This is a genomic window from Roseobacter weihaiensis (genome assembly GCF_020622345.1).
Classification (GTDB): Bacteria; Pseudomonadota; Alphaproteobacteria; order Rhodobacterales; family Rhodobacteraceae; genus Roseobacter; species Roseobacter weihaiensis.
Window position 1 is genome coordinate 26278 of sequence record NZ_JACNMO010000023.1, and the last position, 17710, is coordinate 43987.

Genomic DNA, 17710 nt, shown 5'->3' on the forward strand with positions numbered 1-17710 from the left:
TGATGGCTGACGTTGGCTACACATCACAAGTTCACGAAGAAGAGGCGCAGCTCGGCGACTACTTTGCCTTGCTCAAGCCACGCGTGATGTCGCTGGTTGTGTTCACGGCTCTTGTTGGCTTGTTGGCAGCCCCCGGATCCGTGCATCCGGTCATTGCTTTTGCCTCGATCCTGTTTGTCGCGATCGGCGCAGGGGCCTCCGGCGCGCTCAACATGTGGTGGGATGCGGATATCGACGCGATCATGCGCCGGACCGCAAAGCGTCCGATCCCTGCGGGCCGCGTCCAGCCGGGCGAAGCGCTGCACCTTGGCGTCGCCCTTGCGGGCCTGTCGGTGATGATGCTGGCGCTCTCGGCGAACCTGATGGCGGCGGCCTTGCTAGCCTTCACGATCTTTTTCTATGCCGTGGTCTATTCGATGTGGCTCAAACGCTCTACGCCCCAGAACATCGTGATCGGCGGTGCGGCCGGGGCGTTTCCGCCAGTCATCGGCTGGGTGATCGCCACCGGCAGCTTTTCAGTCGAAGCCTGGCTGATGTTCGCGCTGATCTTTATGTGGACGCCACCGCATTTCTGGGCGCTGGCGCTCTTTATGAAGGCGGATTACGACGACGCTGGCGTGCCGATGCTGACCGTCACCCATGGTCGCAAGTCGACCCGCACCCATATCATCGTCTACACCGTTCTACTGGCGGCACTCGCCGTCGGTACCGGGTTCACTGCAATCGGTGGGCCGGTTTATCTGGGCACGGCACTCGTGTTGAACGCCTTGTTCCTCAAAGGGGCGGTCCAGGTCTGGCAGCGTGATGAGACCGCAGCGGATGCCGATGGGTACCGGGTTGAAAAACGGTTCTTCCGCCTGTCTCTATGGTATCTTTTTGCGCATTTTGGCGTCATTCTGCTCGAAGCAGCATTGCGTCCTTTTGGCCTGGGAGGCTGGTAAGATATGCCCATTCGCGCTGAACATGAAATACATACCCGCCGGAAAGGGCGCAATGTCGGCGTGGGCCTGATGCTGGCGGGTTTTGTGATCCTCGTGCTGGCGCTGACATTTACCAAAGTGACCAATGGCGATTTTGAGCTTCCCTCTGGAACGGAGATATCAGGCGGATGACATTGCAAGGACCTGCAAAGACAGTTGCACAGACCGTAAGCGTGGTGATTTTCATGGGCGCGCTCGCCTGGGCCTCCGTGCCGCTTTATGACTGGTTCTGCCGGGTCACGGGATTTGGCGGTGTGACGGGTGTCTCCGACGTGGCCCCCGAGGATGTTCTGGACCAGACGATCACCGTCCGTTTTGACGGCTCGCTCAACAACCACATGCCGTGGGAATTCAAACCTGTTGAGCGCGAGATGGAAGTACGCATCGGCGAATCGGGTCTGGCATTCTATGAGGCCTACAACCCGACAGACCGGCCCATCGCAGGTTCGGCCAGCTACAACGTGACCCCCTATCAGGCGGGTGGCTTTTTCAACAAGATCCAGTGCTTCTGCTTTGAAGAACAGGTACTGCAACCCGGCGAACGGGTGCAGATGCCGGTGACCTTCTATGTGGACCCGGAGATCGTCGAGGACCGCGATGGCAAGCATATTCATACCATCACGCTCTCCTATACATTCTACGAGATCGACCTGCCCGAGGACTATGCCGACGTGCAGGCCAGCGATACCAGCTCAGACACAAGTCTGAACTGACCACCATAAGGTAAGGGACGTACCATGGCGCACGAAAAGAACCATGATTATCACATTCTAAACCCCTCGATCTGGCCACTGCTCGGCTCGATCGGGGCATTTGTCATGCTCTTTGGCGGCGTGCTCTGGATGCAGGGGATCACGCCCTGGATGTTCTGGATCGGCTTTGTTGCCGTGCTCTACGTCATGTTCGGCTGGTGGGCCGAGGTGGTGGCGGAAAGCCGGGTCGGCGATCACACCCCGGTGGTGCGGATCGGCCTGCGCTACGGGTTCATCCTTTTTATCATGTCCGAAGTGATGTTCTTTGCCGCATGGTTCTGGTCGTTCTTCAAACACGCCATCTACCCGATGAACGAATATGTGGGTTCCGAGTACATCCCGCCGGAAATCTACCAGGTCGACGCGCTGCATCTGCCGCTGATCAACACACTGGTGCTGCTGCTGTCTGGCTGTGCGGTCACATGGGCGCACCACGCGCTGGTGCATGAGAACAACCGCCGCGATCTGATCTGGGGTCTGGCGATCTCGATCATCCTCGGCGTGCTGTTCACGGCACTGCAGGCCTATGAATACTCCTACCTGCTCTATCAGGGCTGGGAGTTTGGCGGTGACAAGTTCTTCTCCAACTTCTTCATGGCGACGGGCTTCCACGGCCTGCACGTCATCATCGGGACAATCTTTCTCGCCGTCTGTCTGGTGCGGGCGATGAAGGGGCATTTCACCCCTGAAAAGCACGTGGGTTTTGAGGCCGCGGCCTGGTACTGGCACTTTGTCGATGTGGTCTGGCTGTTCCTGTTCTTTGCCGTCTACATGTGGGGCGTGCCGGGCTAAGCGCCTGCTTGCATTCCCCGTCAGGGGACGTAAAACACAAAGCGCGCGCGGGGGTGCCCCGGGCGCGCTTTTCCATTGGGGTGGCACATCTTTATGCGACGCTTGGCGTTCTTGGTGATCTTTGGACTGGGAGGGGCCGCGATCCTCATCAGTCTCGGGATCTGGCAGGTGCAGCGGCTGGCCTGGAAACAGGGCGTCATCGCGGATATCGAGGCCCGCATCGGTACCGACCCCGTGCCGCTTCCGGCGCAGCTTGACCCCGACCGCGACGCCTACCTGCCAGTCGAGGTGACAGGCATTCTGAGCCCCGACCATCTCAGGGTGCTGGTGTCGAAAAAGCAGGTGGGCGCAGGATACCGGATTATCCGCCCGCTGCGGCGCGAGACCGACCGGATTCTGATCGACATGGGGTTTGTGACCGTGGCCGATGCGGGCGCGCTGCAGTTCGAAGAAGGCCCCCCGGTTACCGTCGTTGGCAACCTGCAATGGCCCCAGGAGACCGACAGCTTTACGCCCGCGCCCGATCTGGCGGAAAACATCTGGTTTGCCCGCGACGTGGCGGCAATGGCAGAGGCCCTTGGCACCGAGCCTGTGCTTGTGGTACGCCGCGACGCGCCGCAACCGGGCGGTCCTTTGTCGCCAATGCCTGTGGACACAAGCGCCATTCCCAACGATCACTTGCAGTATGCGGTGACATGGTTCTCCCTCGCCGCGATCTGGTCGGTGATGACCTTTTTCTTTCTCCGCCGCAGGCCCGGCGCAACCAAAAGCTGAAGCGATATGCGTTACATCTCCACCCGTGGCACCGCCCCTGTGCTGAACTTCGAAGAGGCCATGCTGAGCGGTCTGGCGCGCGATGGGGGGCTTTATGTGCCTCAGGAGGTGCCGCAGATCACGCTGACCGAGATCGCAGCGCTCGAGGGGCAGCCCTACGAGGCCATCGCCTACAAGATCATGCGCCCCTTCGTGGGCGATGTCTTCAGTGATCTGGAGTTTCAGGGGATCATCGACCGCGCCTATGCGGGCTTCGGTCATGCGGCCCGCGCCCCGCTCAAGCAGCTCGATCAGGGGCATTTCCTGCTGGAACTGTTTCACGGGCCGACGCTTGCGTTCAAGGACTTTGCCATGCAGCTCATCGGGCAGATGTTCCAGACCGCCCTGGGCCGCAAGGGCGAACGCGTGACCATCGTGGGGGCCACCTCTGGTGATACCGGATCAGCGGCGATTGAAGCCTTCCGGGGCTTGGACAATGTGGATGTCTTCATCCTCTATCCCCATGGTCGCATCTCCGAAGTGCAGCGTCGCCAGATGACCACACCCGCGGAGGCGAACGTGCACGCACTGGCCATGGACGGAGATTTTGATGACTGTCAGGCGCGGCTCAAGGACATGTTCAACGATTTCGAGTTCCGCGATGGCGTGCGGCTCGCGGGCGTGAACTCGATCAACTGGGGTCGGGTGCTGGCGCAGGTGGTCTATTACTTCTCTTCCGCCGTTTCTGTGGGCGCGCCGCACCGCCCGGTCAGTTTCACCGTGCCCACCGGCAATTTCGGCGACATCTTTGCCGGCTACATCGCCAAGCAGATGGGCCTGCCCATCGACAAGCTGGTGGTGGCCACGAACCAGAACGACATCCTGCACCGCTGTCTGTCGGGCCAAGGCTACCACAAGGGGGAAACCGTGCCCTCGATCAGCCCGTCGATGGATATCCAAGTCAGTTCAAACTTCGAACGTGCGCTCTTTGATTCCTATGACCGCGACGGCCCCGCGATCGTGCAGCTGATGGACGAGCTGAAAGCCGGCGGGTTCGAGGTCAGCCAGGGGGCGCTTCAGGTGCTGCAATCGCATTATAGCTCGGGGCGCGCCTCGGAGGAGGAAACCTCGGCCACGATCATCGCGACGCTTGAAAAGAGCGGAGAGCTCTTGTGCCCGCATTCGGCCATCGGTGTCAAAGTCGCTGAGGCGCAGCGCCAGCGCGGGACCCCGATGATTACGCTGGCCACGGCGCACCCCGCAAAGTTTCCTGTCGCCGTCAAGGCGGCCTGTGGCATTCACCCGCCCTTGCCTGCGCGCATGGCGGACTTGTATGACAAAGACGAGAGGGTGACCCGCGTGCCGAACGATCTGGCCGCCCTCAAAGAGCATATCAAAGGGCAATTGAACGCGTGACATTGAACCAACACCGCCTGCCAAACGGCTTTCGCATTGTAACTGAGACCATGCCGGGGCTGGCGTCTGCCTCCATTGGCGTCTGGGTGACCGCTGGTGCACGTCATGAAGCGCCCGCTCAAAACGGCATCGCCCATTTTCTGGAACATATGGCGTTCAAGGGAACCAGGCGGCGCTCTGCGTTGCAGATCGCGGAATGCATCGAAGATGTGGGCGGCTACATCAATGCCTATACCAGCCGCGAGGTCACGGCCTACTATGCGCGGGTGTTGCAGAATGATGTGCCGCTGGCGCTGGATGTCATTGCGGATATCCTGCTGAACCCCACGCTGGAAGAGACCGAGATCGAGGTCGAGCGCGGGGTGATCCTGCAGGAGATCGGGCAGGCGCTCGACACGCCAGATGATGTGATCTTTGACTGGTTGCAGGAGGAAGCCTACCCGGATCACCCGATGGGGCGCAGTATCCTGGGGGCGTCCGAGCGGGTGTCGGGTTTTTCGCGCGGTGATTTGCAGGGGTTCATCGCCCAGCACTATGGCCCCGAGCAGATGATCCTCTCGGCTGCCGGGGCTGTGGATCACAACGAGATCGTGAAGCTGGCGGAAAAACTTTTTGGAGAGATGGAAGCGAAACCGGCCTTCGATGTGGATGCGGCCCGGTTTGCAGGTGGCGAGCGGCGCCAGAGCAAGGCGCTGGAGCAGGCGCATTTCGCTTTGGCTTTTGAAAGTCCCGGCTATCGCGATGACCTGATTTATACCGCACAGATTTACGCCACGGCCTTGGGCGGCGGCATGTCGAGCCGTCTGTTTCAGGAAATCCGCGAGAACAGGGGCCTGTGTTATTCCATCTTTGCGCAGGCCGGAGCCTATGCGGATACCGGCATGACCACGATCTACGCGGGCACCAGTGCCGAACAGCTGCCCGAGCTTGCCCGGATCACCATCGACGAGATGAAGCGCGCCGTGGAGGATATGGCGCCGGCGGAGGTCGCCCGCGCGCGGGCGCAGATGAAAGCGGGCCTGCTGATGGGGCTCGAAAGCCCTTCGAACCGGGCAGAGCGTCTGGCGCGTCTGGTGCAGATCTGGGATCGGGTCCCGCTGTTGGAGGAGACGGTCGCCATGATCGATGCCGTCACCACCGGGGATGTGCGGGAGTTTGCCCAGCAGATGGCAGAGGCCGCGCCGGCCGCGCTGGCGCTCTACGGTCCTATTGAGGGAGCGCCCTCGCTTGCGCATTTGCAGGAGCGTCGGGCAGCTTGATACTTCGGGGCTTTCGCAAGCTGAGACTGGAAACCGAGCGGATGACGCTGCGCCCGCCGATCCATTCGGATTTTCGGGCCTGGACACAGCTGCGGGCCCAAAGCGTCGAATATCTTACCCCATGGGAGCCAAGCTGGGCCGAGGACCACCTCAGCCGCAAGGCTTTTACCAACAGGGTCTATTGGGCCCAAAGGTCGGTCTCGGGGGGCACGGCGCTGCCGCTGTTTCTGATCCGGCGACAGGACGAGCAGCTTTTGGGGGCGATAACGCTCGACAATATCCGGCGCGGGCCGGCCCAGGCCGGAACGTTGGGATATTGGACCGGCGAGCCCTTTGCGCGCCACGGCTATATGCGCGAGGCGATCACCGCCTTGGTGCATCATGCGTTCACCCGGCTTGATCTCAGCCGCATCGAGGCGGCCTGCCTGCCGGAGAATACGGCCTCCCGCGGGTTGCTGGAGACCTCGGGCTTCAAGTACGAAGGGGTCGCCCAAAGCTATCTGCAGATCGATGGGCGCTGGCGGACGCATGTGCTCTATGCCGCGCTCAGGTCGGACCGCCGGGGTAAAACCAGCGCGTCCTGACCGGCGCGGCGCTGCCGCATGCGATGTTTGGTCTTTTCCTGACCGGAAAAGACGTCTGGTGCGATGTGCGCCGACACCGGCCTGATTGCCCGCGTTTTGAGCAGGGTGGCAAGGTATGGTGGGATCGATGCGTAAAAAAGACTGGACTTCGGCCCCCGCGCTCTAAGATTTTAAGCAGGGGGTAGGTGATATGATGATCCGCAGTCTTTTGGTGTTTCTGATCTGCTGTGGGGCAGCGCAGGCTCAGGTCGCAGACAGGACGCCGAGCCATTGCGTGGCGCTCGCGGAGGCCGCGCCGGGCATGGAATATGTTGTGCCGGCCAGCCTCGGCCCGGTTGACGCCGAAACAGTGCGCATCCACTACATCACCCATGCGAGTTTTCTGATCCGCAGCCATGGCGGGCTGAACATGGTCACGGATTACACAGGCTTTACCGGCTCCCTTCCGCTGATCCCCGATGTGGTGACGATGAACCACGCCCATGACACCCATTGGACCGCCAATCCCGACCCTGCGATCCCTCATGTGCTGCCGGGGTGGGGCTCGTTTGGGGAAGGTATCCAGCATCATCTCGATCTGGGTGAGGTCCTGATCCGCAATGTGTCGACCGACATTCGATCTGCCTTTTCCGCCGTCGAGCCAAAGGGGAATTCGATTTTCGTCTTTGAGCTCGCAGGGCTCTGCGTTGGTCATCTGGGTCATTTGCATCACGAACCGGACGCTGCGCAATATGCCGCCCTTGGGCGTCTTGATGTTGTGATGGCGCCCGTGGATGGTGGCTATACCCTCGATCTGGCGACCATGACACGCGTGTTGAAGCGGTTGCGATCTTCTGTGGTCATTCCGATGCACTGGTTCTCGCTGTTTGCTCTGGATGATTTTCTGGCGGGGATGTCAGATGAATTCGCCATTGTGGAAGTGGGTGGCCCCGCGCTTGAGATGTCGCTGGATCGGCTGCCCTCGCGGCCAACCGTAATGGTGTTGCGTCCGGCCCTCCTCAACGATCAATAGCGACCCCCTTGCATCACGAGGTCTGGCGGAGGATCAAAGGGCATGAGCCTCAATCCTGCTGATTCCTCCTTTGAAGACCTGATCCGATCGCATTTGCCCGCAGAGGTTTTGCGCCCGCTTGCCCCGCGCTACCTCGAAGAACCGCGCGGCCAGTGGCAGGGTCATACGGCGCTCCTGGCAGCACCGCGTTCGGTTGACGAAGTCGCCACGCTGGTGCGGCTTGCGTCAGAGGCCCGCGTGGCGGTGATCCCCTATGGCGGTGGCACAGGATTGGTTGGCGGGCAGGTTATGCCCGCAGGGCCAGCGCCGTTGCTGGTGTCTCTTGAGCGGATGACCCAGGTGCGGGCGGTCTACCCTGAGGAGAACGTTTTGATCTGCGAGGCGGGCACCGTTCTGGCGGATGTTCAGGCTGCGGCGCGGGCGGCAGGCCGGCTGTTTCCGCTGTCGCTGGCGGCCGAGGGAACCGCCCGGATCGGGGGTAATCTGGCCACCAACGCCGGGGGCACAGGGGTGCTGCGCTATGGCAATACGCGCGATCTATGCCTTGGTCTGGAAGCCGTACTGCCCAGCGGTGAGACCTGGCATGGGCTGAAACGGCTGCGCAAGGACAATACGGGCTATGATCTACGGCATCTTCTCATTGGGTCGGAAGGCACGCTTGGGGTGATTACCGCAGCCGCGCTCAAGCTCAGCCCGCAACCGGCACAGATTGGCACTGCCATCTTTGCAGTGTCCTCCCCGCAAGCCGCAGTGTCGTTGTTGTCGCTTGCGCGTGACCAGCTTGGTGAGATGGTCAGCGCTTTTGAGCTGCTCAACGGGCAAGGGCTGGCATTTTTGCAGCAGACCCTGCCGGACATCCGGCAACCCTTTGAGAAAGCGCCGCAATGGTCCGTCCTGATTGAGGTTGGCCTTGCCAAGGGGATGTCACCGCAAGAGGCGCTGGAGCAGATGTTTCAAGCAGGCCATGACGTCGGGATCGTGACGGATGGCGTCATCGCACAAAGCGGCCAGCAGGCGGATGATTTCTGGTCTGTGCGCGAGCATATTCCCGAGGCAAACAAACGGGTTGGCGCACTCTGCTCGCATGATATGTCATTGCCTTTGGGGGAGCTGGCGCGCTTTATTGATCGCGCCGATGCCCTGATCCGCAAGATGGGCGATTTCCGGGTCAACTGTTTTGGTCATGTGGGCGACGGCAACCTGCACTACAACGTCTTCCCGCCAGAGGGCCAGAACCGGGAGGCCTTCAAGCATCTGCGCGGCGATGTCATGCGTCGCCTGCATGATCTTGTGGATGAGATGGGCGGGTCGGTCAGCGCAGAGCACGGTGTCGGACGGCTCAAAGTGGACGATCTGGAGCGCTATGCCGACCCAACCAAATTGTCGGCGATGCGCGCAATCAAGGCGGCCCTTGACCCCAAGGGCATCATGAACCCCGGCGCGGTGCTCAAACCCGCAGGCTGAGGATGCAACACGGATAACATGTCCGTGTGAGATATGGCGCTTTGCCCAGCCGTTCCCCACCTACGCCTCATCGAACAACCCGAAAGGATGCTCACATCATGCTGACACGACGCAATCTGCTGATCGGTACCGCTGCTACACTGCCCGCTGCGGGCCTCTTGATGACCGCCCGGGGTGCGACGGCTGCGCCGGGCAAGGTTTACGCCGAGGATGGCATCGCCGTGGATGGCAGCGATGTTGTGGGCTATTTCACAGAAGGTGCGCCAGTCAAGGGCAGCGCGGATTTCACCCACTCCTGGAACGGGGTGACATGGCAGTTTGCCAGCGCCGAGAACCGCGACGCCTTTGCCTCGGATCCTGACACCTATGCGCCGCAATATGGCGGATTCTGCGCCTATGCGGTGGCAAAAGGCTCTACTGCCTCCACCATTCCCGACGCCTGGAAGATCGTGGACGGCAAGCTCTACCTGAACTTCTCAAACCGCATCCAGCGCCGCTGGGAACGCGACATTCCCGGCCATATCGCAGCCGCAGATGCAAATTGGCCGGCTGTTCTGGGCTGAGGATCAGTGCCCGTCGTAGACGCAGAGCGCGTTGACCTCCATGCCGAGGTTTTCGAGCTTTTTGCGCCCGCCGAGGTCGGGCAGATCGATGATGAACGAGGTAGAGATGATCTCACCTCCCAACCGTTCGATAAGCTTGATCCCGGCTTCGGCGGTGCCGCCGGTGGCCAGCAGATCATCTACGACCAGCACCTTCTCACCCGGCTGGATGGCATCGTCGTGGATTTCGACGATCGCCTCCCCGTATTCAAGCGCATAATCTTCGCTGATTGTCGTGCCGGGCAGCTTGCCCTTTTTGCGAATTGGCACAAAGCCTTTGGAGAGCTGATGTGCAATGGCCCCGCCGAGGATAAAGCCGCGAGCCTCGAGGCCCACGACCTTGTCGATCTGCAGACCCGCATAGGGGTGGAGCATTTGGTCGATGGCCATCCGAAATCCGCGCGGATCGGCAAAAAGCGTTGTGACATCGCGGAACATGATCCCTTCATGCGGAAAATCCACGATGGTGCGAATGTAATCTGGAATAGTTTTCATGGGATCTCTCTGAGTTAGGTGCCGCGACGCAGCGTGGCGGTTATCACACCCATGCCGATCAGGGTGGCGCCGCCCGCACGGGTCAGCCAGGTTTGCACGCTGGGGCGCGTGATGCGGGATCGCATGGCATTGGCGGCAAGCGCAAAGACCAGCGCGTTGATCCCCGCGATGGTGACAAAGGTCGCCACCAGGATGGCGGCCTGCGGGGCAAATGCAGTGGTCGGATCAATAAACTGCGGCACGAAGGCGATGAAGAAAGTATTGGATTTTGGATTGAGTGCCGTAACCAGCGTTAGATCGCGAAATACTTTGCGCGGGGACTGACCGGGGGGTGCTTTCGCGAGCGTGGGGGGCGTGGCGGGCCCTCGGGCGCTGAGCAGCATCTTGATGCCGAGGTAGACCAGATAGGCCGCACCGATCCACTTGAGCACGGTAAAGGCCAGTGCAGAGGTTAGAAAAAGGGCCCCGAGGCCGATGACCGAAAGGGTCATGGCAATCAGATCACCGGTGGCCACCCCAAAAGCGGAGGCGGCGGCAACCCGACGTCCTTGGGTCAGGGCATAGCTCAGGACCATCATCAGCGTGGGTCCGGGCAGCACGAGCAGCGCGGTGGAGGCCGCAACGAAGGCAAGCCAGAGATCAAGAGACATCCTTTATCCTTTTTGACAGAGGGGCCACAATTACGTCACAGAACACGCCCCGCGACGGCATCCAGCTTTTCCACCATCGCCGGATCGCGGGCGTCCGGCTGGGTCAGAATGGCGAAGTCCAAGGCCCGGTCGCAGCCATGCGGGCAGGGCGCGCGGTCTGCCCCCAGCAGCTTTGGCAGGCGTCGGACCAGATCACGGCCCCTGTCGGCATTGCCCATCAGGGTTTTGATGATCTCGGTGACATCAACCTCACCGTGCTCCGGGTGCCAGCTGTCATAGTCTGTTATCATCGCCACGGAAGCGTAGCAGAGCTCGGCTTCGCGGGCGAGTTTGGCCTCCGGCATGTTGGTCATGCCGATCACATCCGCGCCCCAGCGCTCGCGGTACACCTTGGATTCTGCCAATGTGGAAAACTGCGGCCCCTCCATCGCCAGATATGTGCCGCCTTTATGCGCCGTGATACCCGCGGCCGCAGCCGCTGCTGCGCAGGCCTCTGTCAGGCGGGGGCAGGTGGGGTGTGCCACGCTCACATGGGCGACACACCCGGTGCCAAAGAATGATTTCTCACGGGCAAAGGTGCGGTCAATAAATTGATCTACAAGGACAAAATCGCCCGGCGCCATTTCCTCGCGAAAGGATCCGCAGGCCGAGACGGAGATCACATCTGTCACCCCAAGCCGTTTCAGCGCATCGATGTTGGCGCGGTAGGGAACGGTCGTGGGGCTGTGCACGTGACCACGTCCATGCCGGGGCAGGAACACCATCTCTACCCCGTCCAGCGTCCCGGTGAGCAGCGCGTCTGACGGGGGTCCCCATGGTGTGTCCACCGGCATCCATTGGGCAGCCTCCAACCCATCGATGTCATAAATGCCTGAGCCACCGATCACGGCAATCTTGGTTTGGGTCATCAAGGCTGTCCTTTTGTCTGTGCCGCGCAGTCTGCCCGCTCGGACTCCAGTTGGAAAGACTGAAATCGCTGCTTTTTCTCAACAATGCATTAAGAGAGCGCTCCGTCCTATTAAAGCGGCAGGCGGCACGTCAGATCGACGTTTAACCTCTGTTTACCATGTTGCTGCATACTGAGCGGGGTTTTCATTTGATCGGAATGGGTCTAGGGAGCGCGTAGTTCTGCGCGCCGGGCGCGCCTTTCTCACGCGAAGATACATTAGGAAATTTTTATGGCGCGAACATTGTTCAGCACCTTTACCAAGAATTTGGATATGACCGACCTGCGATGGATGCCGGAGGATGGCGTGAGCTTTGGCCGTTTGCGCATCGAGCTTTTATCGGGGCTCACGGTTGCGCTGGCGCTTGTGCCGGAGGCCGTGGCCTTCGCCTTTGTTGCGGGCGTGCATCCTCTGGTAGGGCTTTATGCAGCCTTTCTGGTGGGGTTGATCACGGCGCTGATCGGCGGGCGTCCTGGGATGATTTCGGGCGCGACCGGGGCGTTGGCGGTGGTCATGGTGGCACTGGTGGCCGAGCATGGGGTTGAATACCTGTTTGCCACGGTGGTTCTGATGGGCTTTTTGCAGGTCTTTGCGGGGGTCATGCAGTGGGGCAAGTTCATCCGTCTGGTGCCACATCCGGTGATGCTGGGGTTTGTGAACGGGCTGGCCATCGTGATCTTTCTCGCGCAGCTCACGCAGTTCAAGGTCCCCGGCACGATGGAGAATACCGGCCACGGGATGGGCGGCGGCGAATGGCTGTCGGGAGGGCCGCTTTACCTGATGCTGGGACTGGTGGCGGCGACCATGGCAATCATCTGGGTCATGCCGCGGCTGACGCGCGCAATTCCTGCGCCCTTGGCTGGGATCGGCATCGTGGCAGGCGTCGTGATCCTTTTCGGCCTTGAGGTGCCGCGCGTGGGGGATCTGGCCTCCATTCAGGGCGGGCTGCCAAGCCTGCATATCCCGATGGTGCCTTTTTCACTTGAGACGCTGCAGATCATCCTGCCTTATGCGATTATTCTGGCCGCAATCGGTCTGATCGAAAGCCTGCTGACGCTGAACCTGGTGGGGGATATGACCAACCAGCGGGGTGGCGCCTCGCAGGAATGTATCGCGCAGGGGCTGGCCAATACCGTGACCGGGTTTTTCGGTGGAATGGGCGGTTGTGCGATGATCGGGCAGTCGATGATCAACGTGAAATCCGGCGGCCGTACGCGGGTTGCAGGGATCGCAGCGGCGGTGTTTTTGCTGATTTTCATTCTGGTCGGTTCGCCGGTGATTGAACTGATCCCGCTGGCCGCGCTGGTCGGGGTGATGTTCATGGTGGTGATCGGGACGTTTGCGTGGAACTCATTGACGATCCTGCGCAAGGTGCCGTTGATGGATTCTTTTGTGATCCTGCTGGTCACGGTTGTAACCGTGATGGAAGACCTTGCGGTGGCTGTCGTCGTCGGGGTTATCGTCAGCGCGCTGGCCTATGCCTGGAACAATGCGCGCCGTATTCATGCCAAATCTTACACAACGCCCGAGGGCGCGCGGGTTTATCAGGTGCAGGGACCGCTGTTCTTTGGCTCTTCCGACGGGTTTGTGGAGATGTTCGATGTTGCGGGCGACCCTTCTGAAGTGATTGTGGATTTTGCCGACAGCCGGGTGGTGGACCAGTCGGCCTTGCAGGCGATTGAGGCTGTTGCGGCCAAGTATGAGGCGCAAGGCAAGCGCGTCCAGTTGCGCCACCTGAGCCACGATTGTCACCGGCTGCTGACCAAGGCGGGGCATCTTATGGTGGATAGCGACGATGACCCCGATTATGCGCTGGCGGTGAATTACCAGGTGCGCACGGGCATTCTGGGCGGGCACTGACGGCTGGTGACGCTCTTGGCCTTGCGGCCAAGTCGCCCCACCCGCCGTCCCATTTCAGCGTCTCAGTAGAGCTTGAAGCTTGCCACAAAAGGCAGGTGATCGGAGACTTGCTTGCGGAAGGCTTCGCGGCCCATGTCCATGGTCCAATGCATCGGAAAGAGCCGCAGCGATCCTTTGATGTAATCGGTGGAATAGCGACGGCTGACCGCAAAGCCATCCAGCAGGTTGGCGCGGCCTTTCTCCAGGATATGGGAGAAACGATCTTGCAGGTCCCAGCTTGAGACAAAATCCATCACATCGTCCCCGCCCAGATGATGGAAGTTCGAGACGTCCTGGCCCGGGATCATGTTGAAATCCCCCATCAGAAACACGGCGCGGCGCTTTGTGCCGGGTGTGTTTTGCAGCGTCGTGATGTAGTTGCCGATGGCCTTGCATTGGCTGTCGCGCATTTGTTGCTCGGGCCGGTCGCGGCCTGATTTCAGGTGGACGCCGATGATGGTGGCACGCAGCTTGGCGATTTTGATGTCAACCGCGAGCGCCTGGCGTCCGGTCGTGTAGGTGCCCTCGGAGCCAGGGATAAACCGCGGGTTTGTCACATCGATTCCGGGCTTGTGCAAAAACCCGATATGAATGTTGCCGGCCTGCTGCGGCACGATGGTGTGATTGTAACACACGCCAAAGCTCGCGAGTTTTTCCACGAGCGTTTCGATGTAGCTGACGGGGGAGACTTCGACGAGCGTGACAAACTCCGCATCGAGCAGGGCCAGACCTTCGGCCTGGCGCTGCGCTTTTCTTGAGCGCGCCGAGATGCCGACAGGCCGACCGGGCAGCGTATATCCGGCCAGGTTCCAGACCGCCGCGCGGATGATGGAGTGGTTGAAGTCTGTCATGTCGGGGGTCCCTTCTGCAGCGCAGGTTCGTATCAACGAAGGTACCACAGACGCTCTCTCGCGGATACGGGCGCCCTGCCGAGGCCCGGCGCATTCCGCAGTTTGTCAGCCTGGATGCGGGGCGCTAGTCGTCGGGACGCCTCAGCTCGAAGATGTCGGTCACGCGGGTATAGTCGCGATAGCCCATGCGGCTCAGCGGCGTGAAGGTGGTGACGTCAAACCGTCCCTCGACAAGTGTGTCATCGCGCAGATGCACGCCGATCACTTCGCCAAAGACGACGTGGTTATGCGCGCCTTTGATCTGAACGATCTGTGTCATGCGACATTCAAGGGCTGCGGGCGCCTCTGCGACACGGGCGCAGTCGATCTCACTGCAAGGGCTTAGCGCAATGCCCGCGTGAGCAAATTCGTCCACATCGCGGGGCAGCGCCGCAGAGGAGGCATTCATCACATCGCGCATCGCATATTCCACGATGTTGACGCAGAACACGCCTGTCTCGCGGATATTTGCGACGGAGTCCTTGGTGTCGCCGCGATCCTCCTTGGCGGCGGTTGACGCGAACATGACCTGTGGCGGCTCATAAGCGACCGCGTTGAAGAAGGAATAGGGCGCCAGATTGTTCTGCCCATTGGCCCCGCGTGTTGAAATCCAACCGATAGGCCGGGGTGTGACAATGGCGTTAAAGGGATTATGCGGCAGGCCGTGGCCATCGGCTGGGCGGTAGAACATCAATGCCTCCTGATCGTTTGCAGGTGCCATATCGCATGTGTTAGGGCCAAGCCACCCGAAACCTGAGGGGACACCCGTCCGGCCCGTTCCAAGTGTATACGCTGACTATAGAAACCGCGCAGGACGCCTATGAGGTCGAAGCGCTTTATGACCTGTGTTTTGCGCCGGGGCGCGAGGCTTTGTCCTCCTACCGCTTACGTGACGATATCCTGCCGGTCGCAGAGCTGAACCAGGTGGCGCGAGATGCGGAGGGCATTCTTGCCGGGGCGATCCGGTACTGGCCCGTGCATGTCGGGCAGGCAGATGCGTTGATCCTGGGGCCGGTGGCGGTGCACCCGACGCGGCAGGGCGAAGGGCTGGCCGCGGTGCTGATCCGCGAGACGCTGGCGCTGGCCACGCGGCTGGGCTGGGAACGCGTGCTGCTCGTTGGGGATGCGCCCTATTATGCGCGCTTCGGATTTACGCGTCTGCACGCGGTGGTGATGCCGCCGCCCACCAACCCGGAGCGTGTCTTGGGGCGGGCGCTGGTGGCTGGTGCGTGGGAGGGTGTGACAGGCCCCGTCACACGCTGGCGCAGCAATTGAAAACGCCTGCAAACCGCCCATGTTAGGTCACAGGAGGTGCCGATGGAGTTGATCGAAATACAAGAACCTGTCGATATCGACGCGCGTCTTGATGCGCTTGCCGCACGCTACCGTAAGGCGGGGGGTCTTGGGATTGATCTGCTCAACCTGATTGGGGGCCGGGCCGAGGGCTTGCTTGACCAGTTGCCTGCAACCGTCCGCAGCGGGCTGGATCAGGCCACCACGCGGGCGCTGGAGCAAGCGATGAAGGCCGCGCATGGCAGTCGCGACATGGTGCCGGATCAGAAAAGCTGGCTGAACTCCGCCGTCGGGGCCGCGATGGGGGCTGTGGGTGGTCTGGGGGGGCTGCCGACTGCCCTGGCCGAGCTGCCGGTGACAACGACGCTGCTGTTGCGGGTGATCGAAGGCGTGGCTGAGGAGTATGGCTTTGATACCAATGCCGAAAATGTGCAGTTCGACTGCATTCAGGTTTTTGCCGCAGCAGGGCCGCTTGAGGCGGACGATGGAGCCGATCTGGGGTTTATTTCGGCGCGGGTTACCCTGACCGGCGCGGCCGTGCACGGGTTGATTGCCCGCGTCGCCCCCCGGCTGGCAACCGTGATGGGGCAGAAACTCGCCGCACAGACGGTCCCGGTTCTGGGGGCGGTGGCAGGGGCTGCGACGAACTACGCCTACACCAGTTATTATCAGGAAATGGCGCATGTGCACTTTGGCCTGCGGCATCTGGCAATCGAGGCGGATGTCCCCTTGGACCAGCTGGTGGAGGCGCTGCGCGCGCGTCTCGGCAAAGGCGCGCTGATGTAGACCTATTCTGTTTTATAGGGGCCTCCAAATGTTGTGTTAATAAACTGTTAGGGAAGCTCCTGTAGTGGAATGGGGCTTGTTTGGGTTGGCAGGAGTCCCGATTTCAGGCATAGTATCAATGTGGATGCCGAAGGCCCCGAATTTCTATGAGTACGCATCATCGTAACATGATAAAGCAACTCCCTATTTCGCTCCCCGGGGCCCGCAAAACGGATGTTCGATCACAGTTCGCAGCGCTTTGCTACCGGATCCGAAAAGGCAAGATTCAGGTCTTGTTGATCACTTCCCGGACGTCAAAACGCTGGATTGTGCCCAAAGGCTGGCCGATGGACGGCAAGACACCATCAGAATCTGCAGCCATCGAGGCCTGGGAAGAGGCCGGTGTCCGCGGGCGGTCTGACGGGCGCTGTATCGGGATATTTTCCTACAGCAAGGGGATGGAAGACCAAAGCGATTTGCCTTGCCTTGCGATGGTCTTTACCGTGGAAGTGAAAGAGATTGCCGACGACTACCCCGAAGCAGGCCAGCGCGAACGGCTCTGGGTGTCCCGCAAAAAGGCCGCACGGCTTGTGGATGAACCGGAGTTGGTGCGGATTTTGCTGGATTTTGACCCGCGTCTGGATGCCTAGGCTGGCTTGACCTCTGTGCGGTTACGGCCCATTTTCTGAAATCGTTAAGCATTCATGGGGTACGCTGCGCAGTATGATCCAATACGCGTTGATATGTGACGAAGGACACCAGGTCGACAGCTGGTTCCAATCCGCATCGGCGTTTCAGACGCTTTCCGATGCGGGGCATCTCTCTTGTGCGGTCTGCGGATCGGCTGAGGTGCGCAAGGCGGTGATGGCGCCACGTGTGGCAACGCGTCAGGCAGAGACATCGCAGACGCCCCGGTCACTCTCGAAAACCTCAACGGAGGAAGAGAAGGCGCTTCAGGCCTTGCGCAAGCACGTCGAGCAGAACGCAGATTACGTCGGCAGAGAATTTGCGGCTGAAGCCCGCGCCATGTATCTTGGCGCGGCGCCGGACCGCGCGATTTACGGCGAGGTGAACCGGGCGGATGCCAAAGCGCTGATTGAAGACGGCGTACCGGTGGCCCCCCTGCCTTTTGTGCCAAACAGAAAGACAAATTGACC

At 60.8% G+C, this 17710-nt stretch carries 21 protein-coding genes; 16 read left to right on the plus strand and 5 right to left on the minus strand.

Annotated elements, in window-relative coordinates; genetic code table 11:
• The first annotated feature begins 2 nt into the window (after nt 1-2).
• The 11 genes from cyoE to H7847_RS20220 all read left to right on the plus strand — a co-directional run bounded on the left by cyoE (nt 3) and on the right by H7847_RS20220 (nt 9575).
• Nucleotides 3-941: a heme o synthase gene (cyoE, locus tag H7847_RS20170; RefSeq protein WP_227271287.1), complete on the plus strand. Its 939-nt coding sequence runs from the start codon at nt 3-5 to the stop codon at nt 939-941.
• 3 nt (nt 942-944) lie between these two features.
• The gene (locus H7847_RS20175) at nt 945-1112 is read left to right on the plus strand and encodes a cytochrome C oxidase assembly protein (RefSeq protein WP_227271288.1); all 168 of its coding nucleotides are present in this window, start codon (nt 945-947) and stop codon (nt 1110-1112) included.
• Nucleotides 1109-1693, plus strand: a complete 585-nt coding sequence (locus tag H7847_RS20180) for a cytochrome c oxidase assembly protein (RefSeq protein WP_227271289.1) — start codon at nt 1109-1111, stop codon at nt 1691-1693. The genes H7847_RS20175 and H7847_RS20180 overlap by 4 nt, the downstream gene beginning before the upstream one ends.
• Nucleotides 1694-1717: 24 nt before the next feature.
• Nucleotides 1718-2524, plus strand: coding sequence for a cytochrome c oxidase subunit 3 (locus H7847_RS20185; protein ID WP_227271290.1), 807 nt, complete (start codon nt 1718-1720; stop codon nt 2522-2524).
• A 93-nt stretch (nt 2525-2617) separates the two neighbouring features.
• On the plus strand, nt 2618-3298 hold the full coding sequence (locus H7847_RS20190; RefSeq protein WP_227271291.1) for an SURF1 family protein: 681 nt from the start codon (nt 2618-2620) through the stop codon (nt 3296-3298).
• A gap of 6 nt (nt 3299-3304) precedes the next feature.
• Entirely contained in the window at nt 3305-4693 is a 1389-nt protein-coding gene (thrC, locus tag H7847_RS20195; protein ID WP_227271292.1) for a threonine synthase, read from the plus strand.
• The gene (locus tag H7847_RS20200; protein ID WP_227271293.1) at nt 4690-5952 is read left to right on the plus strand and encodes a M16 family metallopeptidase; all 1263 of its coding nucleotides are present in this window, start codon (nt 4690-4692) and stop codon (nt 5950-5952) included. Before thrC ends, H7847_RS20200 begins: the two co-directional genes overlap by 4 nt.
• Nucleotides 5952-6536, plus strand: a complete 585-nt coding sequence (locus H7847_RS20205; protein ID WP_227271342.1) for a GNAT family N-acetyltransferase — start codon at nt 5952-5954, stop codon at nt 6534-6536. The genes H7847_RS20200 and H7847_RS20205 overlap by 1 nt, the downstream gene beginning before the upstream one ends.
• 190 nt (nt 6537-6726) lie before the next feature.
• Nucleotides 6727-7548 carry an MBL fold metallo-hydrolase gene (locus H7847_RS20210; RefSeq protein ID WP_227271294.1) on the plus strand — a complete coding sequence of 274 codons (822 nt, stop codon included), beginning with the start codon at nt 6727-6729 and terminating at the stop codon, nt 7546-7548.
• Nucleotides 7549-7590: 42 nt separating this feature from the next.
• Nucleotides 7591-9012 carry an FAD-binding oxidoreductase gene (locus H7847_RS20215; protein ID WP_227271295.1) on the plus strand — a complete coding sequence of 474 codons (1422 nt, stop codon included), beginning with the start codon at nt 7591-7593 and terminating at the stop codon, nt 9010-9012.
• A 98-nt stretch (nt 9013-9110) separates the two neighbouring features.
• A complete protein-coding gene (locus tag H7847_RS20220) occupies nt 9111-9575 on the plus strand; it encodes a YHS domain-containing (seleno)protein (RefSeq protein ID WP_227271296.1) in 465 nt (154 codons plus the stop codon).
• 3 nt (nt 9576-9578) lie between these two features.
• Here H7847_RS20220 and H7847_RS20225 read toward each other — a convergent pair whose 3' ends face one another.
• Genes H7847_RS20225 through H7847_RS20235 form a run of 3 tightly spaced genes read right to left on the minus strand, consistent with a single transcriptional unit; the run spans nt 9579 to nt 11667 of the window.
• Complete coding sequence (locus H7847_RS20225; RefSeq protein ID WP_227271297.1) at nt 9579-10109, minus strand: adenine phosphoribosyltransferase; 531 nt, start codon at nt 10107-10109, stop codon at nt 9579-9581.
• 14 nt (nt 10110-10123) lie between these two features.
• Nucleotides 10124-10759, minus strand: coding sequence for a LysE family translocator (locus H7847_RS20230; protein WP_227271298.1), 636 nt, complete (start codon nt 10757-10759; stop codon nt 10124-10126).
• A gap of 35 nt (nt 10760-10794) precedes the next feature.
• Nucleotides 10795-11667 carry an S-methyl-5'-thioadenosine phosphorylase gene (locus tag H7847_RS20235; RefSeq protein ID WP_227271299.1) on the minus strand — a complete coding sequence of 291 codons (873 nt, stop codon included), beginning with the start codon at nt 11665-11667 and terminating at the stop codon, nt 10795-10797.
• Between the two features lie 270 nt (nt 11668-11937).
• On the opposite strand from H7847_RS20235, the gene H7847_RS20240 reads away from it, so the two are divergent.
• Nucleotides 11938-13566, plus strand: a complete 1629-nt coding sequence (locus H7847_RS20240) for a SulP family inorganic anion transporter (protein WP_227271300.1) — start codon at nt 11938-11940, stop codon at nt 13564-13566.
• Nucleotides 13567-13628: 62 nt separating this feature from the next.
• Here the strand turns inward: H7847_RS20240 and H7847_RS20245 are convergent, their stop codons facing one another.
• Nucleotides 13629-14456: an endonuclease/exonuclease/phosphatase family protein gene (locus H7847_RS20245; RefSeq protein WP_227271301.1), complete on the minus strand. Its 828-nt coding sequence runs from the start codon at nt 14454-14456 to the stop codon at nt 13629-13631.
• Nucleotides 14457-14580: 124 nt separating this feature from the next.
• Nucleotides 14581-15186 (minus strand): flavin reductase family protein, encoded by a 606-nt coding sequence (locus H7847_RS20250; protein WP_227271302.1) that lies wholly within the window; start codon nt 15184-15186, stop codon nt 14581-14583.
• Between the two features lie 92 nt (nt 15187-15278).
• Here H7847_RS20250 and H7847_RS20255 point away from each other — a divergent pair, with 92 nt between their 5' ends.
• The 4 genes from H7847_RS20255 (at nt 15279) to H7847_RS20270 (ending at nt 17708) form a co-directional block, all read left to right on the plus strand.
• Entirely contained in the window at nt 15279-15770 is a 492-nt protein-coding gene (locus tag H7847_RS20255) for a GNAT family N-acetyltransferase (RefSeq protein WP_227271303.1), read from the plus strand.
• 42 nt (nt 15771-15812) lie between these two features.
• A complete protein-coding gene (locus H7847_RS20260; protein WP_227271304.1) occupies nt 15813-16574 on the plus strand; it encodes an EcsC family protein in 762 nt (253 codons plus the stop codon).
• 167 nt (nt 16575-16741) lie between these two features.
• Entirely contained in the window at nt 16742-17203 is a 462-nt protein-coding gene (locus tag H7847_RS20265) for an NUDIX hydrolase (protein WP_227271305.1), read from the plus strand.
• Between the two features lie 73 nt (nt 17204-17276).
• Nucleotides 17277-17708: a DUF1178 family protein gene (locus H7847_RS20270; RefSeq protein WP_227271306.1), complete on the plus strand. Its 432-nt coding sequence runs from the start codon at nt 17277-17279 to the stop codon at nt 17706-17708.
• Nucleotides 17709-17710: the final 2 nt, after the last annotated feature.

Coding starts and splice junctions, on each gene's coding strand:
- H7847_RS20225 (WP_227271297.1), bottom strand. CDS start 10,109: ATGAAAACTATTCCAGATTACATTCGCACCATCGTGGATTTTCCGCAT.
- H7847_RS20235 (WP_227271299.1), bottom strand. CDS start 11,667: ATGACCCAAACCAAGATTGCCGTGATCGGTGGCTCAGGCATTTATGAC.
- H7847_RS20245 (WP_227271301.1), bottom strand. CDS start 14,456: ATGACAGACTTCAACCACTCCATCATCCGCGCGGCGGTCTGGAACCTG.
- H7847_RS20185 (WP_227271290.1), top strand. CDS start 1,718: ATGGCGCACGAAAAGAACCATGATTATCACATTCTAAACCCCTCGATC.
- cyoE (WP_227271287.1), top strand. CDS start 3: ATGGCTGACGTTGGCTACACATCACAAGTTCACGAAGAAGAGGCGCAG.
- H7847_RS20260 (WP_227271304.1), top strand. CDS start 15,813: ATGGAGTTGATCGAAATACAAGAACCTGTCGATATCGACGCGCGTCTT.
- H7847_RS20230 (WP_227271298.1), bottom strand. CDS start 10,759: ATGTCTCTTGATCTCTGGCTTGCCTTCGTTGCGGCCTCCACCGCGCTG.
- H7847_RS20190 (WP_227271291.1), top strand. CDS start 2,618: ATGCGACGCTTGGCGTTCTTGGTGATCTTTGGACTGGGAGGGGCCGCG.
- H7847_RS20215 (WP_227271295.1), top strand. CDS start 7,591: ATGAGCCTCAATCCTGCTGATTCCTCCTTTGAAGACCTGATCCGATCG.
- H7847_RS20220 (WP_227271296.1), top strand. CDS start 9,111: ATGCTGACACGACGCAATCTGCTGATCGGTACCGCTGCTACACTGCCC.
- H7847_RS20180 (WP_227271289.1), top strand. CDS start 1,109: ATGACATTGCAAGGACCTGCAAAGACAGTTGCACAGACCGTAAGCGTG.
- H7847_RS20175 (WP_227271288.1), top strand. CDS start 945: ATGCCCATTCGCGCTGAACATGAAATACATACCCGCCGGAAAGGGCGC.
- H7847_RS20250 (WP_227271302.1), bottom strand. CDS start 15,186: ATGTTCTACCGCCCAGCCGATGGCCACGGCCTGCCGCATAATCCCTTT.
- H7847_RS20270 (WP_227271306.1), top strand. CDS start 17,277: ATGATCCAATACGCGTTGATATGTGACGAAGGACACCAGGTCGACAGC.
- thrC (WP_227271292.1), top strand. CDS start 3,305: ATGCGTTACATCTCCACCCGTGGCACCGCCCCTGTGCTGAACTTCGAA.
- H7847_RS20240 (WP_227271300.1), top strand. CDS start 11,938: ATGGCGCGAACATTGTTCAGCACCTTTACCAAGAATTTGGATATGACC.
- H7847_RS20210 (WP_227271294.1), top strand. CDS start 6,727: ATGATGATCCGCAGTCTTTTGGTGTTTCTGATCTGCTGTGGGGCAGCG.
- H7847_RS20265 (WP_227271305.1), top strand. CDS start 16,742: ATGATAAAGCAACTCCCTATTTCGCTCCCCGGGGCCCGCAAAACGGAT.